Here is a 19,173-nt window from a genome sequence, read left to right on the forward strand (position 1 = left end):
GGTCACGAATCGGTCTCCAGGGGCAGGGCGCGGATCGGGCCGCGGCGGGTCCAGCCTGGAACCGTCTCGGTGCCCTGTTCGACGAGGACGTTGGGGGCCGACGACGCGGACACGATCCGGTCGTAGCGCTCTATCGAACCCCAGTCGCGGTACCAGTCCCCGCTGAGATAGGTCGGCACCGTGGACGTCCGCAGCAGCGCCTGGATGTAGAGGAACGGGCCGCCGTCGTCAGCTGACTGCCACTGGTTCGACGAGACCACGACCTGCTTGGCGTTGGGCAGGATTCGGTAGTCCGGGAGTTCGGCGATGCCGAGGTGCTGGGTGGCCGGCCGCTGACAGGGGAAGTTCGCGGCGGAGGCGATGTCCATCAGGACCGGTGTCGTCGACCCGAGGAATTGCTGCGCGGACTGCAGTGCCGGCACGCGCGGCGGGGTGAACGCGAACCACTGATCGGTGGACAGGTTCGGGTCGCTGGCGACGATGCGGGCCACGTTGGCCTCCGGCGGCGCCGACGCCAGCGGGAAGCGCAGATTGCGCCAGGCGCGCTGCGGCACCAGCGGATCGATCGGCGTCACTTCGGCCAGAGGGCGGAAGCTTCCGTCCGGATTGCCAACGCCCCATTGCAGTTTGAGGGATTGGCCGTAATTGAAGTCGCCCTCGTCGTCGGTGGACGAGATGGCGCCCGCGGCGGCGACGGTGAGCAGCGGCCGGTCCGGCGCGCGCGGCGGCAGTTGATACCAGGCCGACGTCGCCGTGGCGGTCGCGGCGTTCTCGCCGTAGCTGCCCATCACCGGGGTGCGCGCGGGTTCGAGTCCGAACGGCAGGAAGACGCGGGAGCCGTTGACGCCCTCGGGTCCGTAGCCGCCGCCGGTACCTGCCGAGAACCCGATGCCGACGTTCGGCTTGTCGGACGATCCCGGGGAGTTGACGGTGCCGGGGTTGCCGGTCACGGGTTCGGGCGGAAGAAGGCTGTCGCTGACGCCGTTGGGTGTGAATCCCTGCGGGTCCGTTCCGCCAAGTGGACCGTCGGGTCCGAACTGCTGTCCCGGAACCGGTTGCAGCAAGCCGGCATTCGGGTCGGCCTCGACCAGGACCTCATCGGCCATCGCGCAGCTCGAGCGCCCAAGCCCGGAGGTGATGGCATCGACGTTCGCCGCGGCCGTCGTGAAGTTGGGGTAGCGGCCCACCGCACCCTTGAGCATCGAACCCACCTCGAGGAGCACCATCAGCGTCGCGACCACCAGCAGCGGGGTGGAGGCCAGGACCCGGTTGCGGCGGGTGTTCTCGACCTCGGTGTGCCCGGTGTAGTCCATGCGGAAGTGCAACCAGCCGGCCAGCAGGCCGGTGGCGATCGCGAGCGCCAACAACATCGACGTCACCGGGTAGCCGGCGATCACCGGCTGCCTGTCGAACCACGGCACGCCGTAGTTGCCGACGTAGAACCAGCCATTGATGCCGGCGGTCGCCCAGGCGAGTACGAACAGCAGCGCGGTGACGTAGAGCGCGAGGTTGCGTCGGCTGTGCAACCCGACGCGGGAGAACGTGAAGGCCGTGACGGCGCCGAGCGCGCCGGCGATTCCGGCGAACGCGCCGAACTGCACGACCCACTTCGTCGGCGTGAACGTCAGCAGCAGCAGGCCGACGGCCGTCGTCCCGATCAGGCGCCAGACCGGGGCCGTGACCATGCCGGGCAGGCTGCCGCGCCGCAGCAGGACGGCAAGGAGGCCGAAGAGGCACAGCAGCAGAGCGAACACGGCGAAGCGGCGAGGCAGTGATCCGTCGACGCTCTCCTTCGTGGTGAGGAAGTAGTAGCGGAGGAACTCCTGATACCAGGAGATGGTGGGGCCGACGGTGTACTTGATCCGCGCGGACTCGGCGACGGTGGCCAGCGTCTGGTCGCGGAAGACGATGACCAGGACCAGTGACAGCGACGCGGCGTAGGCGGTCAGGGGCGCCAGTAGCCCGGTAGCCCGGCCGCGGGTGGTGCGGGCGATGGCGCGTGCGCCGACCAGCAGCGGGGCGATCGCGATGAGCCCCTGCGGCGCCAGCGTCAGGCTGAACATGGCGACGATGATCGCCGCCGCCGCAGGCCACGACCGCCGCGCGCCGATCGCGTACTCGACGAGCACCCACGTGAGCAGCGCGCCGAAGGCGATCAGCGGCTCGGGTCGCAGGCCGTTGTTGAACGGCAGCCAGCTGGCCAGGAAGACGGCGGCGCCGGTCCAGACCGCCACCCGGTTGACCGCGAGTCGCCTGCCCAGCCGGGGCAGCACCCAGCGGCTCAGCAGGACCCACGTGGCGAGGCCGGCGAGCAGGGCGGGCAGCCGCATCCATACGCCCGCGGTGCTGATGGCGGCGAGGTGCGCGAGCACGGACTGGTACCAGTCGAAGGGCGCTTCGGTGGCGCCGAAGTAGCGGTAGTAGTTGGCGGCGTAGCCCGCGTCCCCGGACACCCGCGCGATGGTGAGGTTGTAGCCGTCGTCCGACGAGGTGGCACCCACCACGTGCCAGAGCAGGAGGGTGCCGACGACGGCGATGTCGGCCAGCCAGGTCGCCACCCCGACGCGCCAGAACCTGCGCCAGGCACCGTGCACCCGCCGGCCCTCGCGGCGGTCCAGCACGGCCAGCGCCACGATCGACGCGATGGTGGCCAGCACGCCAAGCGCCATCAGCACCGTCTTGAGTGCGGTCGGGGAGGTGACGAAGCGGGTGTCGACGTCGATGCGGGCCGTCAGTCCCGCCTGGGCGGCGACCTTCATGTCGGTGAAGACACCCGCCACCTGAGGCTTCTTCTCGGGCGCCAGCGTGCCGGTGGCTCCGGGGATGCCGACGAAGTCCGCGCCGACGCCGCCGACGTTCGCCCAGACGTGCAGCGCACTGCAGGCGCCCGAGGCGACGGCCTGCCGAGGCGCGACGGCGGCGACCGAGTCACGGAACGCGACGATGACGATGTTGGCGGTCGCCCGCACGAACAGGCCGTTGCGGCCCGCGTCGATGCCGCCGTCCGGGATCGTGGACAGGACGACGCCGCCCGCCGCGGGGAGCGTCGAGACCGCCGGGCAGGGGATGGTCGCGTCGAGTGCCAGCGGTGCGCCGGACACCAGGGGAGCAGTCACGTCGGTGATCAGACCGTCAGGCCCCACGCCTTGGGGCCACAGGATCGCGGCCGTCGTCTGCTTCACGGGCAACAGCGGAGTGAGCCCGCAGAGGAGGAGCCCGATGACTCCCGCGACGATCGCGACGAGTCGAACGGTCCTGACGGGCACGAGGCTCGATGCTATGCGACGTCCTCGTGTGCGCTGCGTCGCCATGCGGTCTCGGCGAGAGGAAGGCCGTGCGGCGTCAGCTGAGTCGCAGGGGTCCTGGAGTCCACAGCCCGCTGCGGGTGGCGGTACCCAGATCCAGCCGCGCGGGCTCGGCGTTGGGGTACCAGGGGGTGAGCTTCTGCAGGGCGCCCCAGTCGCGGAACCAGTCGTCCTTCAGATAGGTCGGCACCGGCTCGGCGCGCACCAGCAGTTCGGTGATGCCGAGCGGTCCGCCGCCGAGGTAGTCCATGACCGGTGAGTTGGCCTCGGCGCCGAAGCGGTCCGGCAGGATGCGCCACTTGGGCACCTCGGTGACCCCGTTCTGATGGCCGAAGGGCCGCTGGCATGGGAAGGCCAGGCCGACCAGCCAGTCGAGCAGAACGGGGTCCGTGGAGCCGACGACGTCCTGCAGGGTCTGCAGCTGGGGGATGCGTGGCGGCGTGACCGCGATCCAGTGTTGGGGCGCGAGGTCCTCGTCGGAGGCCAGCAGCCGGATCTGGGTGGCCTCGGTGGGGATCGCGCCGAGCGGAACGCGGAGGGTCCGCCACGCGGGGGCGGCGCCGACGTCGCCGAAGTTGACGCTTCCGCCGGACTGCCCGTTGGCCGCCTGGTCGTCGGTCGCCCACTGGACGACGACCTCGCCCGGATCGAACCGGCCGGCCGCGGTGACCACCAGCAGCGGTCCGGCCTGTTCGCGTGGGGGCAGCCGGTACCAGGCGGACCGCAGCTGCGCGGGCTGCTGCGTGCCGGGACGCCAGCTGCCCATCACGGGCGTGGTAGCGGGATCGAGGTTGTACGGCAGTCGCGCCCGTGAGCCGTTGACGCCTGCGGCGGCGGTGGTGCCACCCTCGGTGCCGGGCTCGCTGCCGGTCACGACCGAGCCGTCGGTGTCGGCGAAGTTGCCGCCGCCCTCTGGCTCGCTGACGGGGTCGGCCGAGAGGTCGGCGGGAATTCCGTTGGGGTTGAAGCCTTGTGCGACGGCGCCGAGGGCGCTGCCGATGGGGGCGCTCACCGGCCGCAGCACGCCGGCGTTGGGGTCCTGCTCGACCAGCACGTCGGTGGCCAGCCCGCAGGTCTTGCCCGTCACCGCCTCGAGGTTGGACCGCCCGACGGACCAGGCGGGGTACTGCTCGACCATGCCGATGGTCAGCGACACCACTTCGAAGACCACCAGCGCCCACACGATGAACGCGAACGGCGCCTGCGCTATTCGCGACCAGCGTCGCGGTTTGCTCGCGACCGTGTCGCTCCGACCGGTGAAATGAAGCCACGCCGCCACCAGCAGCGCTATCACGGCCAAGCCGAGCAGGATCGTGGTGAAGCCAAACTCGTACTGCGGGAAGGCGTTCGACCACGGCACACCGAAGTTGGAGACGTACCACCAGCCGTTCACGCTGGCGAAGGAGAACGCGGTCATGAACAGCACGGTGGCGGTGAAGATGGTGCGGTTGCGACGAGACCTCATCGCGGTGACCGTGACGGCGACGGCGGCCAGGGCGCCGAGCGATCCGGCGAGGCCGGCGAACACGCCGAAGTGGTGGGTCCACTTCGTCGGGGTGAACATCATCATCAGGAACGAGATGATCGTGATGCCGATGATGCGGCGGCTGGGCCCGGCGGCGGTTCCGGGAATCCGCCCCTTGCGCAACGACATTGCCACCGACACGGCCAGCGCCAAGAGTAGCGACAGGACCGCGAAGCGGCGGGCGACCGACCCGTCGGGACTGGCCATGAACAGGCGTTCGTAGCGGATGTGTTCGTCGAACCAGGCCAGGCTGGGCCCGACGGCGGACTTGAAGGCGCTGGCCTGGACCTCGCTGGTGAACGTCTGATCGCGGAAGATCAAGAAGATGGTGACCGTGCCCGCGGCCAGGATCGGCGCCAGCAACGCCAGGTAGCCGAAGCGCGAAACGTGGGCTGCCACAATGGTCTTCAACGGACCGATGGCGACCAGCAGGGCACCGACCGCGGCGATGCCCGTGGGTCCGGAGAACACGGTCAGGGCGCCGATGATGATGGCGATCGCGACCGGCAGCAGCCGGCTGGTGGCGACCCCGCGTTCGACCGAACACCACGTCAGCAGGATGCCCAGGGCGATGATCGGTTCGGGTCGCAGCCCATTGTTGAGCGGCAGCCAGAAGGCCAGGAACATGCCGGCCGCCGTCCACACCGCGGCCCGACTGGTCTTGACCGCGTGGCCAAGTCGGGGGATGACCTCCCGGCTGATCACCCACCAGCACGCCAGCGCCATCAGCAGGGTGGGCAGCCGCACCCAGACGCTCGCGGTGCTGACGTGCGCCCACATCGCGAGGAGGTCGTAGTACCAGCCGAACGGTGCCTCCGGCGTGCCGAACCAGCGGTAGTAGTTGGCCATGTAGCCCGCGTGTTCGGACACCCGGGCCATGGTCAGGATGTAGCCGTCGTCGGAGGTGTTGGCGCCGACGAAGTGCCACCACAGCAGCACCACGGTCACGACGCCGTCCAACGGTTTCATGGACCACCAGCGCGGCGGGAGGAACCGGCGGTGGCGCATGCCGTCGGCCGTGTCGAGGACGTGCAGGGCGCCGAGCGCGACGACGGTCAGCGCGATGCCGACGATCATCGCCAGCAGCTTCAACACCGTCGGGGAGGTGCTGTAGCGGGAATCGATGGTGGCCGAGAACTGCAGGCCCGGCGGCGCAGGCCCCGAGAGGTCGGTAAAGACGCCGACGATCTGCGGCCGGAAGTCATAGCCGCTGCGCTCGCCCCGCAACGGATCGCCGGGCTTGGCCGGCCCGTCGGCATCCGGGCCCTCGACGAGGCCGACGAACTCGCCGGTCACCCTGTCGGCGCGGGCGGTGAACGTCAGCCGTTGGCAGTTGGGGCCGAGCACCTCGGCCAGCGGAGCGCTGACGACCGGGGTGTTGCGGACGATGACCAGCAGGTCCCCGCCGACGCGCTCGATGAGCAGACCGCGGTCGATGGCCTTGGGCGCCTGCTTGGGGACGGTGGACAGCAGCACCGTGCGGCTGGCGTTCTCGGGGCCGACGAGGCCCGCGGCCGTGCGGCAGGGGATGGATACGTCGAGGTCGGTCGCCACGTAGCCGATGAGCGGCGCGTCCACGCTCTGCAGCACGCCGTTCTGCGGCCAATTGAGCTGCGCGGTGGTCTGCGTGACCGGAAGGAAGGGCGTGGCGATGGCCAGCAGGGCGCCGAGCAGCCCGGCGACGATCGCGACGAGGCGTGCGGTCCGGTGGTTGCCCGTACGGCGAATGGGGTCGGCTCCCGGCTCGGCTCCCACTGCCTCGCTGCTCACGGGGCTAGATGTTAACGGCCCGGGCGTCGGCGTCTCATCGGTCACGGCGACTTACTTCCGAATCGCCAACACGAAGGGCCCGACGTCGGAGACGTCCCAGCGCGGATCGTCGAACAGCGCGGCGTCCAGCGCCACCTGGTAGCGGCGGACGTTGGGCTGATTCGGGTAGACGTCGCTGGCCAACCGCAGGGTGTAGGTGTCGTTCGCGCCGTGCCGCATGAGGAAGACCGTGGGCGCCTGCCACGGCAGGGCGTCGAGGTCGGCGATGAACCGGTCGGGGTCGGTGATGGTGGCCCAGCCCTCGATGACGGCCGAGCGTTCCTTGAACTGCGCGAGCGGGTTGGCGTAGTGCGAGGTCAGTCCCTGGAACCCGTAGTAGGGGTAGTACGCCAGGAAGCTGTAGTCGGCGGTCATCACGACCGTCTCGTCCCGCGGGCGGCCGGTGACCTCGCCGATCTTGGTGTCGACCTCGCGGTAATACCGTTCGGCTCCCGGTGGCCGACGGTCGGCGCGCTGGCCGTTGCCGTCGGTATCGGTGTAGGCCACGACGATGTCGGGCCGCAGCACGTCCGGAATGTCCTGGACGAACGTGATGGCGCCGATCGCGCCGAGGGCCGCGCCGGCGGCGACGACGCGCTGCCCGGTCCGCGGGGTGTATCTGGCCGCGATGGCCAGGGTGACCTCGACGAAGCCGAAGGCGCCGGCGGCCACCAGGAGCACCGTGAGCGTGGGTTGCAGTCGGAACGACAGCAGGGTGGTGCCCACCAGCGTGGTCAGCATCGACAGCAGTGACCACGCGTAGACGGCAAGCACCGCGATCGCCAGCGCGCCGGCGCGGACCGAAGTTCGGGCGTAGACGACCAGCCACAGCGTGCCAACCATGCAGAGTGCACCGAGCAGCGTGAAGTCGAGCATCGGGAACGTCAGCTGGGCGCCGTCGGCGGGCAGGTAGTGCTGGGCGGTGCCGGTGTCGGCGGGCGTCCCCTTGGCCGCGGCGATCAGGTAGGGCCCCCAGCCGAGCAGTGCGATCACGCCGGAGATGGCAGCGATCACACCGACCCGCAGCAGCGGATTCCAGGACCGATGGGCGGCGGCGGCCAGGATCGCCATGACGACGACGGTGAACGCCGCGTAGCCCAGCAGCAGGGTGTAGAACAGCGCGGCCACGCCGAGGAACAGGCCAACGGCAACGATCGCGGCCCAGCCCTGCCGCGCGCCTCGGCCATCGCCCCGCAGCCCCGACCACGCCAGCACGAACACCGGCGGCAGCAGCACCGTGATGATCGCCGCGTACGGCTCGGCCGGTGCGTACGCGAGGGTGGCCGCGGCGGTGGCCGTCGACACCACCAGGGCGAACTCGAATCGGATCAGCGCCGCCCACAGCACCAGGGCGACGGCGATCGCGGCGGTGATCGACACGATCGACCACGGCTTGAACATCTCCCAGGCGGGCGTACCGGTCAGGTCGGCGAGGCGGCCACCCAGCCAGAACCAGCCCGGCGGGTAGAACGGCGGCAGGCCGATGTAGGTCATGTCGTGCGGTGCCGCGGTGTCGGTCAGCCGCGTCAGGTACTCGGTGCGGAACTGCTGGTCCACCGAAACCCCGAAGAGATACAGCTTGGTGGCGCCCAGAGGCATCGCCAGCGTGACCGCCGAGAGCGCCGACAAAGACACCACGGAGACGGCCCAGGCGATCAGCTGCCTGCTCCGGCGCCACAGCCACCCCGCGGCGAAGAGGCCTACCAGGCAGACGGATTGGCCCACGGTGGTGAGCGCATGCAGTTGGTTCGACGAGTTGAAGGCCGGCCACTCGACACGCGCGATCGCGGCCAGCGAGATGGCCGTGACGATCGTCGCGACGACTGCAGCGCCGGCCATCGCGGCCGCGGTCCGGCCCGCCTGGAGGAACACGTCAGATCGGCAGCTTGCGGAAGATCGGCCGCGGTACGTGTCGCAGCACCATCATCACGTAGCGGAACGCTCCCGGCGCCCACACCAGTTCCTTGCCCTTGGCCGACGCCGTGACCGCGAGCTCGGCGACGTACTCCTTGTCGACGGTCATCGGGGCTTCCTTGGCGCCGGTGGCCTTCAAGTAGTCGATCGTGGTCTTCGTCCGAACCTGTCCGGGGCGAATGACGAGTACGCGAACCCCGAACTCGCGCAACGCTTCCCCCAGTCCGAGATAGAAGCCGTCGAGCCCGGCCTTGGTGGAGCCGTAGACGAAGTTGGAGCGGCGCACCCGCTCGCCTGCCGCGCTGCTCATCGCGATGATGCGGCCCGAACCCTGGGCGCGCATCTTCTCGCCGAGCAGCACCCCCACGGATACCGCTGCGGTGTAGTTGATCCCGGCGATCTGGACGGCCTTGCGCTGGTCCTGCCACAGCTCCTCGGCGTCACCGAGCAGTCCGAACGCCACGACTGCGACGTCGATGTCACCACCGGCGAACGCCTTGTCGATCACCGCCGGGTGGCCGTCGGTCTCGACGCCGTCGAAGTCGACCCACTCGACGGACTTCGCGCCGGCCGACGTCATCGCGGCGATGGCGTCGTCCTTGCGGGGGTGGTCGGGTAGGTCGGCGAGTATCACGCGCGCCGAGGCGTCGCGCAGGTAGCGCTCGGCGATGGCCAGGCCTATCTCGGACGTGCCGCCAAGGACCAGGATGGCCTGCGGATTGCCGACGGCATCAAAGACCATTTACAGCAACTCCAAACGTCGGGCCATGTCGGAGACGAAGATCCCGGCGGGATCGACCTCGCGGCGCACCTTGATCCATTCGTCGATGCGCGGGTACATGGCGTGGAAGGTCTCCGCGGTGGTCCGGGAGTCCTTGGCGGTGTAGAGGCGGCCGCCGAACTCGAGCACGCGGCGGTCGAGTTCGGTGACGAATTCGTTGAGGCCGGCCTTGATGGGAAAGTCGACGCAGATGTTCCAGCCCGGAATTGGGAAGCTCAGCGGCGCTTGGTTTCCCGCTCCGAACAACTTGAAGACGTTGAGGAACGAGTAGTGCCCGGAGCGCTGGATGTCGACGATGATGGCCTTGAACTCCTCGACCGCCTCGGTCGGCACCACGAACTGGTACTGCAGGAAGCCGGCCCGCCCGTAGCCGCGGTTCCACTCCCCGAACATGTCGAGCGGGTGATAGAACTGCGTCAGGTTCTGCACCTTGCCACGGTAGGTACCCGACTTGCGGTACCAGAGTTCACCGATCGGGCCGAAGGTGTACTTGTTGGCCAGCCCGTTGGGGAAGACGTCCGGGAACGTGAGTAGTTGTGGCGCATCGAATTTCAGCGGGTTCTTCTGCAGCTTGGCGGGCAGCTGGTCCAGCGTGGCCAACGATCCGCGCGAGATCGCGGCCCGGCCCAGTTTCGGCGGCGCGCTGATGGCGTCGAACCAGGCGCTCGAGTAGGTGTAGTCGTTCTCGCTGCCGTCGCTGTGGAAGGCGATGGTGTCGTCGAGGGTGGGCGTGACGTCGCCGTCGGCGATGAAGTACGCCGTCTCGGTCGGTGTCATCGCGATGGTCGCGCGCAGGATGATGCCGGTCAGTCCATTACCGCCGACGGTTGCCCAGAAGAGCGTGGCGTCGTCACCGTCGGGGGTCAGGTGGCGAACGCGGCCGTCGGCAGTCAGCAGGTCCATCGAGCGGACGTGATTGCCAAAGCTGCCCGCGCTGTGATGGTTCTTGCCGTGGATGTCGCACGCGATGGCGCCGCCGACGGTGACCTGCCGGGTGCCGGGCAGCACGGGGACCCAGAGCCCCAGCGGTAGTGCGGCCCGCATGAGCTGGTCGAGGTTGACCCCGCCGTCGACGTCGACGAGGTGGGTGTCGCGGTCCATCGAGTGGATCTGGTTCAGCGCCGTCATGTCGACGACGAGACCGCCGCCGTTCTGCGCGTTGTCGCCGTAGGAGCGGCCCAGTCCACGTGCGACGATGCCTCGCCCGTCGGCGGAGGCAACCGCTTCGGCGATGATTCCTGGATCTGGCGTCGACAGCACGCGGGCGACGGTCGGCGCGGTGCGCCCCCAGCCCATCAGCTGCTTGGTGGTCGTATCGAACATCGAGACGAGGGTACCGCCCCGGCTCAGCGCAACCGGAAGATGACTACCCGCTGCACCACGAAGTTGATCACCGTCGCGGTGCCCTGAGCGATGACGAACGCGACAGGCACCCGCCATGGTTTGTCGTCCCACAGCGTGTAGAACGCGTAGTTGATGCCGACCTGCACGGCGTAGGTGACGGCGTAGAGCGCGACGACCGCGACGAAGCGGGCCCGGCTGGGTGGCGCCTGAAACGTCCAGCGCCGGTTGATCAGGTAGGCGGTCGTGGTGCCTGCGATGAAGCTCAGCGTCTTGGCCACGTTGACGTTCAGTCCGAGCCACAGGAACAGCACGTAGAGGCCGAAGTCGACGATTGCCGACAGCCCGCCGGTGACGACGAACCGCCACGCCTGCGTCGTCAGGCTCAGATTGGGCGACATCGGAGGCTCGGCCACGGGGGGAGCTTAGTCAGTCCGGCTGATGGTCGTGACCGGGCGGACGTCCCCTCGGCGTCCGCCCGATCACGACTGGTCCGCGACGCTTCACGCGGTCTCGTCGCCGCCCGTGCTCTTGGCAGCGTCGGCGGGCTTGTCGACGGCCGGCTCCGCGGGCTTGTCGACGGGCGCAGCGGGCGTCGCGTCCGGGTCATGGTCCTGAGCCGTGGGTGGCTTCGCCGGGGTGGCGTCGTCGGTGGTGTGCGCGGCGTCGGACGCCTGCACGTTACGATGTGGGCGCTCCTTGGCGCCCGGGTCGTCGCGATCCGCGTCTGCATTCTGGACGGGCATCTTGGGCGGGATGGGCTTGGCGATGGGCTGGACGTCGTTGCGCAAGTAGCCCATATCCACCACCGGCCTGAGCACCGCCTCCACCCCATCCACATTCAATCCGAGGTCACGCAACGGTTGCAGCATGGGTAGGTGCGAGTTCGGGATGAGGATGTCGGTGACGATGCCCCCCGCGCTGTTGACCGTCGTCCTGATGTTGCGCGCCGGAAGGTTGGTCGGTAGCTCTCCGTAGTAGGGATGCACGTAGAGGATCCCAGCCGCCGCGTTGATGATGGCGATGACGTTGAACCGGTCGGGCAGGTCTGCGATGCCGTCGTACTCGCGGGTGACGTAGGTCGTGTCGTACGGGGTGTCCACGGTCTGGTAGCCCAGCTGGGCCAGCGACCCGTGGCCTGTCCGCGTCGGGTCGGCCACGGCCACGAACGCCAGCCCTCTCGGAGCCGGCCGCTGATCGGAAGGCAGGGCCATGAGCCGGCGCTTGGCCTCGGCGATGGCAATGGCGCCCTGGCTGATGCCGAGCGCCCGCTTGTCGCCTGGCGTCGACTGAACGTCCGCGACGAGTCGGTCCGCGCCGACGGCGACCGAGTAGTCCATGCCGACGACCGTCGCCGGGTACGGCACCGAGACGGAGGGTCCGTCGTCGTACTTCCCGCTGAGGACGCCGGACAGGTTCAGAGGCGGGACGGTCTGGCCCACGTCTGCCATCTGGCCAGTGCCGCCGAGGGTGAACGTGACCGCGGCGTTCGAGACGCCCGGCGCGGCGATGACCGCCGCGACGGCAACCGCACCCAAGAACTTTTCAAGCATGACAACTGCCTCTCTCATGACCCGTGCGAGCGCACGGTTCGAAGGGCTGCAATGGATTTCGACGTCCAGCGTGGTCAGACGCGTGTGATTTGTTTATTACATACGTTGTCTGACAACGGCTTTCGTTGACAGCAGCCTCGAGGCTGAACGCGTTGTGAATACGCATTCACGTTACGAACGATCAGAGGTCGCGAATATGATCACGTCGAGCGACGTTCATGACCGAATTGCGCACGCGACCGGTGGTAACTTCGCCCTGTGGTGGGCCGCACAGTAGCGATTCAGTTCGTTCGCTCGACGATCGATCTGGCGCCGCAGGGGTTGGACGTCGACCACGTGCTGCGCACGGCGGGGATCTCGGCCGCCTTGCTGCGCGAGGACTCCGCCCGCGTCACCGAGGTACAGGCGTCACGCCTCATTCAGGCGCTGTGGCAAGTCACCGGTGACGAGATGATCGGGCTCGGACCAAGATCCATTCCCCGCGGGACGTTTCGGATGGTCACGTTGGGTCTGATTCACACCGCGGACCTACGGACGGCACTGCGACGGTTCATCGAATTCGCGGGCATTGGGATCGGGTTCCGGGTGAAGGAGGCCGACGATGCCCACCACACACACATGTTCTTCGATCCGGGCGGTCGCACCAAGACCGACCAGTTGGCCCTGGCCATCGGCATGGTCGTCGGACACCGGTTCGCGGCGTGGCTCATCGGTCAGCAGATTGCCTTGACGTCGGTCGAACTACCGGACCCCGCGCCACCACACGTCGCGGAGTTTCCGCTGATCTTCGGAGTCATGCCGACCTTCGAGGCGCCGCGAGCGGTCCTCACCTTCGACAGCCGGCATTTGAGTGCGCCCCTGGTGCGCACCGAGGAGGAATTGGTTGCCTTCATCGGAAATCTCCCGGCGGCCCTGTTGTTTCGGCAGGATTACAACCCAAGCACGTCCAGCCGAGTGCGTAGGATGATCGAGCGCCGCAGCACCGAGTCGCTGGTGGTGGAGGACGTCGCCAAGCCCCTCAATATCAGCGCTCAGCACCTGCGGCGGCTTCTCCGCGACGAGGGCACGACGTTCCGCCAGATCAAGGAGGACATTCTTCGGGACGAGGCCATCGCCGCCCTGGTAAGGGGGCGCGAGACGGTCGAGGAATTGTCCGTCCGGCTCGGCTTCTCGGAGCCCAGCGCGTTCCGGCGGGCCTTTCGCCGATGGACGGGAAGCCCGCCCGGCGCATACCGGCACGGCGTCAGCGACTGACGCCGGCCAGCACACCGCACAGCGCGTCGACGGCGGCGGCGAACGCGCTCTCGGCAGGGGTGCCGAAGCTGACCACGATGCCGTCGGTGGCGGCGACGTCCGCCCCCGCGTCCGGATGCCGGAGCAGGCTGAGTCCGGACAGTGCGATGCCGGCCTGGCCCGCCCGTCGGATGACCTCGGGCTCGGTCCCGGCCGGCAGGGTCAGCAGCAGGTGCAGGCCCGCCGACAGTCCGCTGATGCCCACGTCGAAGGGTTGCAGTGCCTGCACCAGGCGGTCACGCCGCCGCCGGTAACTCAACCGCATCCGTCGAATGTGCTTGTCGTAGCTGCCCTTCGAGATGAAGTCGGCCATCGTCAGCTGGGTGATCGCGTTGACGTAGAACTGCTGGCCGCCCGTCGCGGCGAGCACGCGGTCGATCAGGTGATCGGGCAGCACCATCCATCCCAGTCGCAACGCCGGTGACAGGCTCTTGCTCGTCGAGCCGAGGTACACGACGCGGTCCGGGTCGAGACCCTGAACCGCGCCGACGGGTTGGCGGTCGTAGCGAAACTCGCCGTCGTAGTCGTCCTCGAGCAGGTAGCCGTCGGTGCGGTGGGCCCAGTCGACCACGGCCTTGCGCCGCACCGGGTGCAGTGGCCCGCCGTGCGGGAAGTGGTGAGCGGGGGTCAGCAGTGCCGCCGCCGCGGCCGTCCGGTCGAGGTCGGCGATCACGGCTCCGTGCCCGTCGACGCCGATCGGCGTCGTCGCCACGCCCAACACGGCCAACGCCTCCCGGAACAGGAACAGGCTGTAGGCCTCGACCGCGATCGGCCGTCCGTTGCCGAACACCCTGCCGAGAACTTCGACGGCGTGCCGGACGCCCGCGCAGATGACGATCGCCTCGGGTGAGGTCCGCACGCCACGGACCCGACCGAGGTACTCCGCGAGCGCCTCGCGCAATTCCGCGCGACCGCGGGGGTCGCCCATCCGCAGCGCTTCGTGGGGAGCGGCGGTCAGCGCGCGCCGGGTGGACGCCAGCCACGCGTCGCGGGGAAATGCGGTGACGTCGGGCGAACCGGGCATGAGGTTGTGGGTCGGGACGACGGGGCTGCCCCGCGGTCGCCTGGGCAGCGGTGCGGCCGCGACGTCGACTACCCAGGTGCCCGCGCCCTGCCGCGATGCCAGCCAGCCCTCGGCCACCAGGTCGGCGTAGACCTCGGAAACGGTGTTGCGCGCGAGCCCGAGATCCGATGCCAGTGTTCGCGAGGGCGGCAGCATCGTGCCTGCGGTCAGTCGACCGGAGGTGACGGCGTCCCGCAGCGCAGTGGTCAGCAGTTCTCGAGCCCCTCGCGCGCCGGGAGTGATCGCCTCGCGGAGATCGAGGTGCAGGTCGCGAGAACCCGAATTGGCCCACGAAGTCACTGCTGAATTGAACCATGCGGACGGTTCTTTGGTGGCTAGCGTTGCTGTCATGACGCAAACCCTGGAACACCCCACCGCCATCGACCGCCTTCAGATCTACAAGGTGTCGCCCGAGCTGTACGACGCCATGATGAAGCTCAGCACCGCCGCGGCCAAGGACGTCGACCCGACCATCGGCGAGCTGATCAAGATCCGCGCCTCGCAGATCAACCACTGCGCCTTCTGCCTCGACATGCACGTCACCGATGCCCGCACGCACGGTGAGACCGAGCAGCGGCTAGCGCTCATCGCGGCGTGGGAGGAGGCGGGAACCCTGTTCTCCGAGCAGGAGCGGGCGGCTCTGGAGCTGACCGAGGCCGTCACCGAACTGCACCACGGGCACGTCTCCGACGAGGTCTACGCCAAGGCCGCCGCGGTCTTCACCGACAGGGAACTCGCCCAGGTGATCGCCATGGCCGTCACCATCAACGCGTGGAATCGGTTCAACGTCGCCACCCGCATGAAGGCCCCGCGCCGCTGAGAGTTCGACGAGGATGGCTGAGTGCCAGACGCGCGGATCTCCTTCGAGGGTGACGTCGTGCTGAAGGTGCACCGGGCGGGCACCGATCTGCAGGGACTACGACGACGGCTGCTGGTCGCTGCGCGTTCCGACGCCCTGGCGTCACCGTTGCAGGTCGAGCCGGAGCAGGTCGGCGATCGGTGGCTCACCCGATGGCCCCGCCTCGACGTGGTTCGGCCCGAGCCCGTCGACCTGCCTTGGGCACGAGCGGGAGAGGTGTTGGCGCGCTTGCACAACGAGCCGGTCGGCGACTTCTCGATGGCGCATGGCGCACGTGACCGGCTGCGTCGCGCACTCGCCCGTCTGGGCGACGGCCACGACTCCGACGTCATCCGCCGCGCCGCCGCGGGTCTGGACTTCGCACTAACCCCGGACCGGCCGGTCACACTGGTACACGGCGACTTTCACCTCGGCCAACTCGGCAGGGACGGTGTGGCCTGGCGGTTGATCGACGTCGACGACCTCGGCATCGGTGACCCGGCGTGGGATTTGGCGCGCCCCGCCGGATTCTGGGCGGCCGGGCTGGTGCCCGACGACGACTGGGAGCGCTTCGTCGACGGCTACCGCGGCGCGGGAGGGCCTGCCCTACCCGACGGCGATCCCTGGTCCGTGCTCGAGCGGGTGGCGCGCGTTGCGGTCGTGACCGCGGCCGCCAACCACCCGGACGACGAGTTGCTCGTCGAAGCGTGCGCGCGGATGGCTTAGCTGGAGAAGAACAGCCTGCCGAACCCCTGCTTGCGGTAGTGCTTGTTACCGCGATGACCCCACTCGGGCCCGCCGTAGTTGCCGTACCCGCCGCCGCCGCCGTACCCCTGTTGCACCGGCGGCGGCGCCGCCGACTGGACGAACCGATTCTCCATCTGTGTCATCGACTCGAGCTCTCCGAAGTCGAGGAAGATCCCGCGACAGGTGTCGCACTGTTCCAGGTGGACGCCGTTGCGCTCGTAGGTCTTCATGACCCCGGCGCACTTGGGACACAGCAGGGTGTTTCCCACCCCGGGGGTCGAAGTCGGCGGTCGCGGCGGCTCGTATGGCGGAATGCTCATGTGACCACAACGGCCGAGAAGCCTGGGAAGTGCCTGTCAGCTCTCAGCTGATCTCGTCGAGTGGCCAGTTGTCACACGGATCTCGACATTTCACGTGCGATAAGTGGCCGCTCGCGGAGTAGATCTACACCCAGTACGGCACGCGGGACCGGTACTGCCGCATCGCGAACGCCGTCACCGTCCAGCCGACGATCGTCAACGCGATGACCACCACCCAGTGCCGCAGCTCCTGGTCGGCGCCCAGCAGCGGTGCGCGCACGATGTCGACGTAGTGCAGCAGCGGATTGAACTCGATGACCTTGGCCCAGCCGCCGGCGCCTTGCTGACGCAGGGTGGCGTCGTTCCAGATGATCGGCGTCACGTAGAACAGCAGCTGCACGAGGCTGAACAACAGCGGGCTGATGTCGCGGTAGCGCGTGGCCAGGATCCCGAAGCAGAGCGCCACCCACACACAGTTCAGCGCGATGAGCGCCAGTGCGGGGATGAACGACAGATCGGTCCACTTCCACGGCTGCGGGAAGATGATCGCGATCACCACGAAGATGATGATGTTGTGCCCGAACAAGATGATCTGACGCCACACCAGTCGGTACACGTGCACCGAGAGCGGCGTCGGAAGTTGTTTGATCAGGCCCTCATTGGCGACGAACACGTCGGCGCCCTCGAGGATGGAGGCGTTGATCAGGTTCCAGATGATCAGCCCGAGCGTGACGTACGGCAGGTGCTCGGCCAGCGGTAGATGGAACAGCGTGGAGTACAGACCACCCAGCGCCACCGCCATGGTGCCGGTTGCGATCGTGATCCAGATGGGCCCCAGCACCGACCGTCGATAGCGCTGCTTGATGTCCTGCCACCCGAGGTGCAGCCACAGTTCGCGCTTGCCGAAGCCCTCCGCGAGGTCACCCCACGCCCGCGTGAAGGTCTTGGACTGCGCGGCCGCATCGATGAACGTCATCTGGTGTACTTCCCGTCGCTTCGCTCGCCTCGCCAAAACCTCTCGCGTCGTCCCAGCCGTCGCAGCTTCAGCCATTCCCGCAGACCCGCGGGGTCGCGGCGGGTCACCAGGAAGAACCAGCCGAAGCGCAGCCATTCCTGCGGTAGCAGGTGACGCATGCCGGGTTGTGACTGCACGTAGCCCCGGTTGCGGTAGGTGAAGTAGCGCTTGGTGGCGTCGTCGGGGTACTGGGTGTGCATCCGGCCACCGAGGATCGGCTTGAACTCGTCGGAGCCCTGCGGATGCAGGTAGACCGCGTCCAGGCAGGTGCCGAACGGCAGGCCGGAACGCACCAGACGTCGGTGCACCTCGACCTCGTCGCCACGGATGAACAACCGAATGTCCGGCACGCCAACGGCTTCCAGCGTCGACGCGCGAAACAAGGCTCCGTTGAACAGTGACGCGATGCCGGCCAACAGGTCACCCGAGCCGTCGACGCGGAGCTCCTCGACCCGGCGCCGCCAGGCGATGCCGCGGCGCAGGGGGAACGCCAGTCGTGAGGGGTCGGCGAGATCGCACACCATGGGCGACACCTCGGCCAGTGAATGCCTTGTCGCACAATCCAACAGCGTGCCCAGCACCTCGGTGTCCGCGGGCCTGCCGTCGTCGTCGGCCAGCCACACCCATTCTGCGCCAAGCGATAGCGCCGTGAGCACGCCGAGCGCGAAACCGCCCGCACCGCCCAGATTGCGGCGGGATCCGATATACGTCGTCGGAACCGACTGCGACGCAACGAGTTCCCGCACCCGGCCGTCGTCGTCGTTGTCGACGACGATCACGTGGTCGGGCGCGCGGGTCTGACCGGTGACGGCGGCCAGGGACTGGGTCAACTCGGCCACCCGCCGATGGGTGACCACGACCGCGACGATCGTCTGGTGCTCAGCCACCCGGGCTGTCCCAGTTCGTGTTCTCGTCGATGACCTCGCGTACGTGCCGAGCGGCGTCCTCGCCCTCGTAGGCGCGGACGATCTCCTCGATGCCGCCGGTCATCTTGATGGTGCCGTGGTCGACCCACATGGCGGTGTCGCAGAGTTGGGCGAGGAACTCGTTGGAGTGGCTGGCGAACACCAGGATTCCCGAGCGGGCCACGAGATCCTGCAGTCGCACGCGGGCCTTCTTCATGAACTCGGCGTCGACGGCGCCGATCCCCTCGTCGAGCAACAGGATCTCGGGGTCGATGCTCGTGACGACGCCCATGGCCAGCCGCACCCGCATTCCGGTCGAGTAGGTGCGCAGGGGCATCGAGAGGTAGTCACCGAGCTCGGTGAAGTCGGCGATCTCGTCGACCTTGGCCGCCATCTGCTTGCGCGTCTGGCCGAGGAACATGCCGCGGATGACGATGTTCTCGAAACCCGAGATCTCGGGGTCCATCCCGACGCCGAGGTCGAACACTGGCGCGACGCGGCCGCGCACGGTCGCCGAACCGCGGGTGGGTTCGTAGATGCCCGACAGCAGCCGCAGCAGCGTGGACTTGCCCGCTCCGTTGTGGCCGACCAGGCCGACGCGGTCACCCATCTTCAGCGACAGCGTGATGTCTCGGAGGGCTTCGATGACGACGACGTTGGACTCGTTGCGGCCGATGGTGCCGCCGGCCTTGCCGAGGAACGCCTTCTTCAGCGATCGCGACTTGGCGTCGAAGATCGGGAACTCCACCCACGCGTTGCGGGTCTCGATATGGGGATCGCCCACC

General features: G+C 68.5%; 15 protein-coding genes. 3 read left to right on the forward strand and 12 right to left on the reverse strand.

Going from position 1 to position 19,173, the window contains the following annotated elements:
- Positions 1–2: 2 nt before the first annotated feature.
- From QUE68_RS01665 to QUE68_RS01695, 7 genes are all read right to left on the reverse strand, one after another.
- Positions 3–3,266 carry an arabinosyltransferase domain-containing protein gene (locus QUE68_RS01665; RefSeq protein ID WP_286275054.1) on the reverse strand — a complete coding sequence of 1,088 codons (3,264 nt, stop codon included), beginning with the start codon at positions 3,264–3,266 and terminating at the stop codon, positions 3–5.
- Positions 3,267–3,342: 76 nt separating this feature from the next.
- Complete coding sequence (locus tag QUE68_RS01670) at positions 3,343–6,600, reverse strand: arabinosyltransferase domain-containing protein (protein ID WP_286275055.1); 3,258 nt, start codon at positions 6,598–6,600, stop codon at positions 3,343–3,345.
- Between the two features lie 51 nt (positions 6,601–6,651).
- A complete protein-coding gene (locus QUE68_RS01675) occupies positions 6,652–8,478 on the reverse strand; it encodes a galactan 5-O-arabinofuranosyltransferase (protein ID WP_286275982.1) in 1,827 nt (608 codons plus the stop codon).
- 34 nt (positions 8,479–8,512) lie between these two features.
- Complete coding sequence (locus QUE68_RS01680) at positions 8,513–9,295, reverse strand: decaprenylphospho-beta-D-erythro-pentofuranosid-2-ulose 2-reductase (protein ID WP_284224220.1); 783 nt, start codon at positions 9,293–9,295, stop codon at positions 8,513–8,515.
- A complete protein-coding gene (locus tag QUE68_RS01685; protein WP_284224221.1) occupies positions 9,296–10,657 on the reverse strand; it encodes an FAD-binding oxidoreductase in 1,362 nt (453 codons plus the stop codon).
- A 23-nt stretch (positions 10,658–10,680) separates the two neighbouring features.
- Positions 10,681–11,076, reverse strand: a complete 396-nt coding sequence (locus QUE68_RS01690) for a GtrA family protein (protein WP_286275983.1) — start codon at positions 11,074–11,076, stop codon at positions 10,681–10,683.
- Positions 11,077–11,178: 102 nt separating this feature from the next.
- Positions 11,179–12,228, reverse strand: a complete 1,050-nt coding sequence (locus QUE68_RS01695; RefSeq protein ID WP_286275056.1) for a PE-PPE domain-containing protein — start codon at positions 12,226–12,228, stop codon at positions 11,179–11,181.
- Positions 12,229–12,489: 261 nt separating this feature from the next.
- Between QUE68_RS01695 and QUE68_RS01700 the strand changes: the two genes are divergently transcribed.
- Positions 12,490–13,482 (forward strand): AraC family transcriptional regulator, encoded by a 993-nt coding sequence (locus QUE68_RS01700; protein WP_286275057.1) that lies wholly within the window; start codon positions 12,490–12,492, stop codon positions 13,480–13,482.
- Here QUE68_RS01700 and pdxR read toward each other — a convergent pair.
- Positions 13,472–14,884: a MocR-like pyridoxine biosynthesis transcription factor PdxR gene (gene pdxR / locus QUE68_RS01705; protein ID WP_286275058.1), complete on the reverse strand. Its 1,413-nt coding sequence runs from the start codon at positions 14,882–14,884 to the stop codon at positions 13,472–13,474. The two genes, QUE68_RS01700 and pdxR, sit on opposite strands and share 11 nt — an antisense overlap.
- A gap of 49 nt (positions 14,885–14,933) precedes the next feature.
- Between pdxR and QUE68_RS01710 the strand changes: the two genes are divergently transcribed.
- On the forward strand, positions 14,934–15,404 hold the full coding sequence (locus QUE68_RS01710; RefSeq protein ID WP_284224223.1) for a carboxymuconolactone decarboxylase family protein: 471 nt from the start codon (positions 14,934–14,936) through the stop codon (positions 15,402–15,404).
- Between the two features lie 21 nt (positions 15,405–15,425).
- A complete protein-coding gene (locus QUE68_RS01715; protein ID WP_284224224.1) occupies positions 15,426–16,148 on the forward strand; it encodes a phosphotransferase family protein in 723 nt (240 codons plus the stop codon).
- Here the strand turns inward: QUE68_RS01715 and QUE68_RS01720 are convergent.
- From QUE68_RS01720 to wzt, 4 genes are all read right to left on the reverse strand, one after another.
- Complete coding sequence (locus tag QUE68_RS01720; RefSeq protein ID WP_284224225.1) at positions 16,145–16,489, reverse strand: TFIIB-type zinc ribbon-containing protein; 345 nt, start codon at positions 16,487–16,489, stop codon at positions 16,145–16,147. The genes QUE68_RS01715 and QUE68_RS01720 overlap by 4 nt on opposite strands.
- A 124-nt stretch (positions 16,490–16,613) precedes the next feature.
- On the reverse strand, positions 16,614–17,444 hold the full coding sequence (gene wzm, locus QUE68_RS01725) for a galactan export ABC transporter permease subunit Wzm/RfbD (protein WP_284224226.1): 831 nt from the start codon (positions 17,442–17,444) through the stop codon (positions 16,614–16,616).
- Positions 17,441–18,370: a galactofuranosyltransferase GlfT1 gene (glfT1, locus tag QUE68_RS01730; protein WP_284224227.1), complete on the reverse strand. Its 930-nt coding sequence runs from the start codon at positions 18,368–18,370 to the stop codon at positions 17,441–17,443. Before glfT1 ends, wzm begins: the two co-directional genes overlap by 4 nt.
- On the reverse strand, positions 18,363–19,172 hold the full coding sequence (gene wzt / locus QUE68_RS01735; RefSeq protein WP_454786203.1) for a galactan export ABC transporter ATP-binding subunit Wzt/RfbE: 810 nt from the start codon (positions 19,170–19,172) through the stop codon (positions 18,363–18,365). The genes glfT1 and wzt overlap by 8 nt, the downstream gene beginning before the upstream one ends.
- Between the last annotated feature and the right edge of the window lies 1 nt (position 19,173).

This window comes from Mycolicibacterium sp. TUM20985, assembly GCF_030295745.1.
GTDB lineage: Bacteria > Actinomycetota > Actinomycetes > Mycobacteriales > Mycobacteriaceae > Mycobacterium.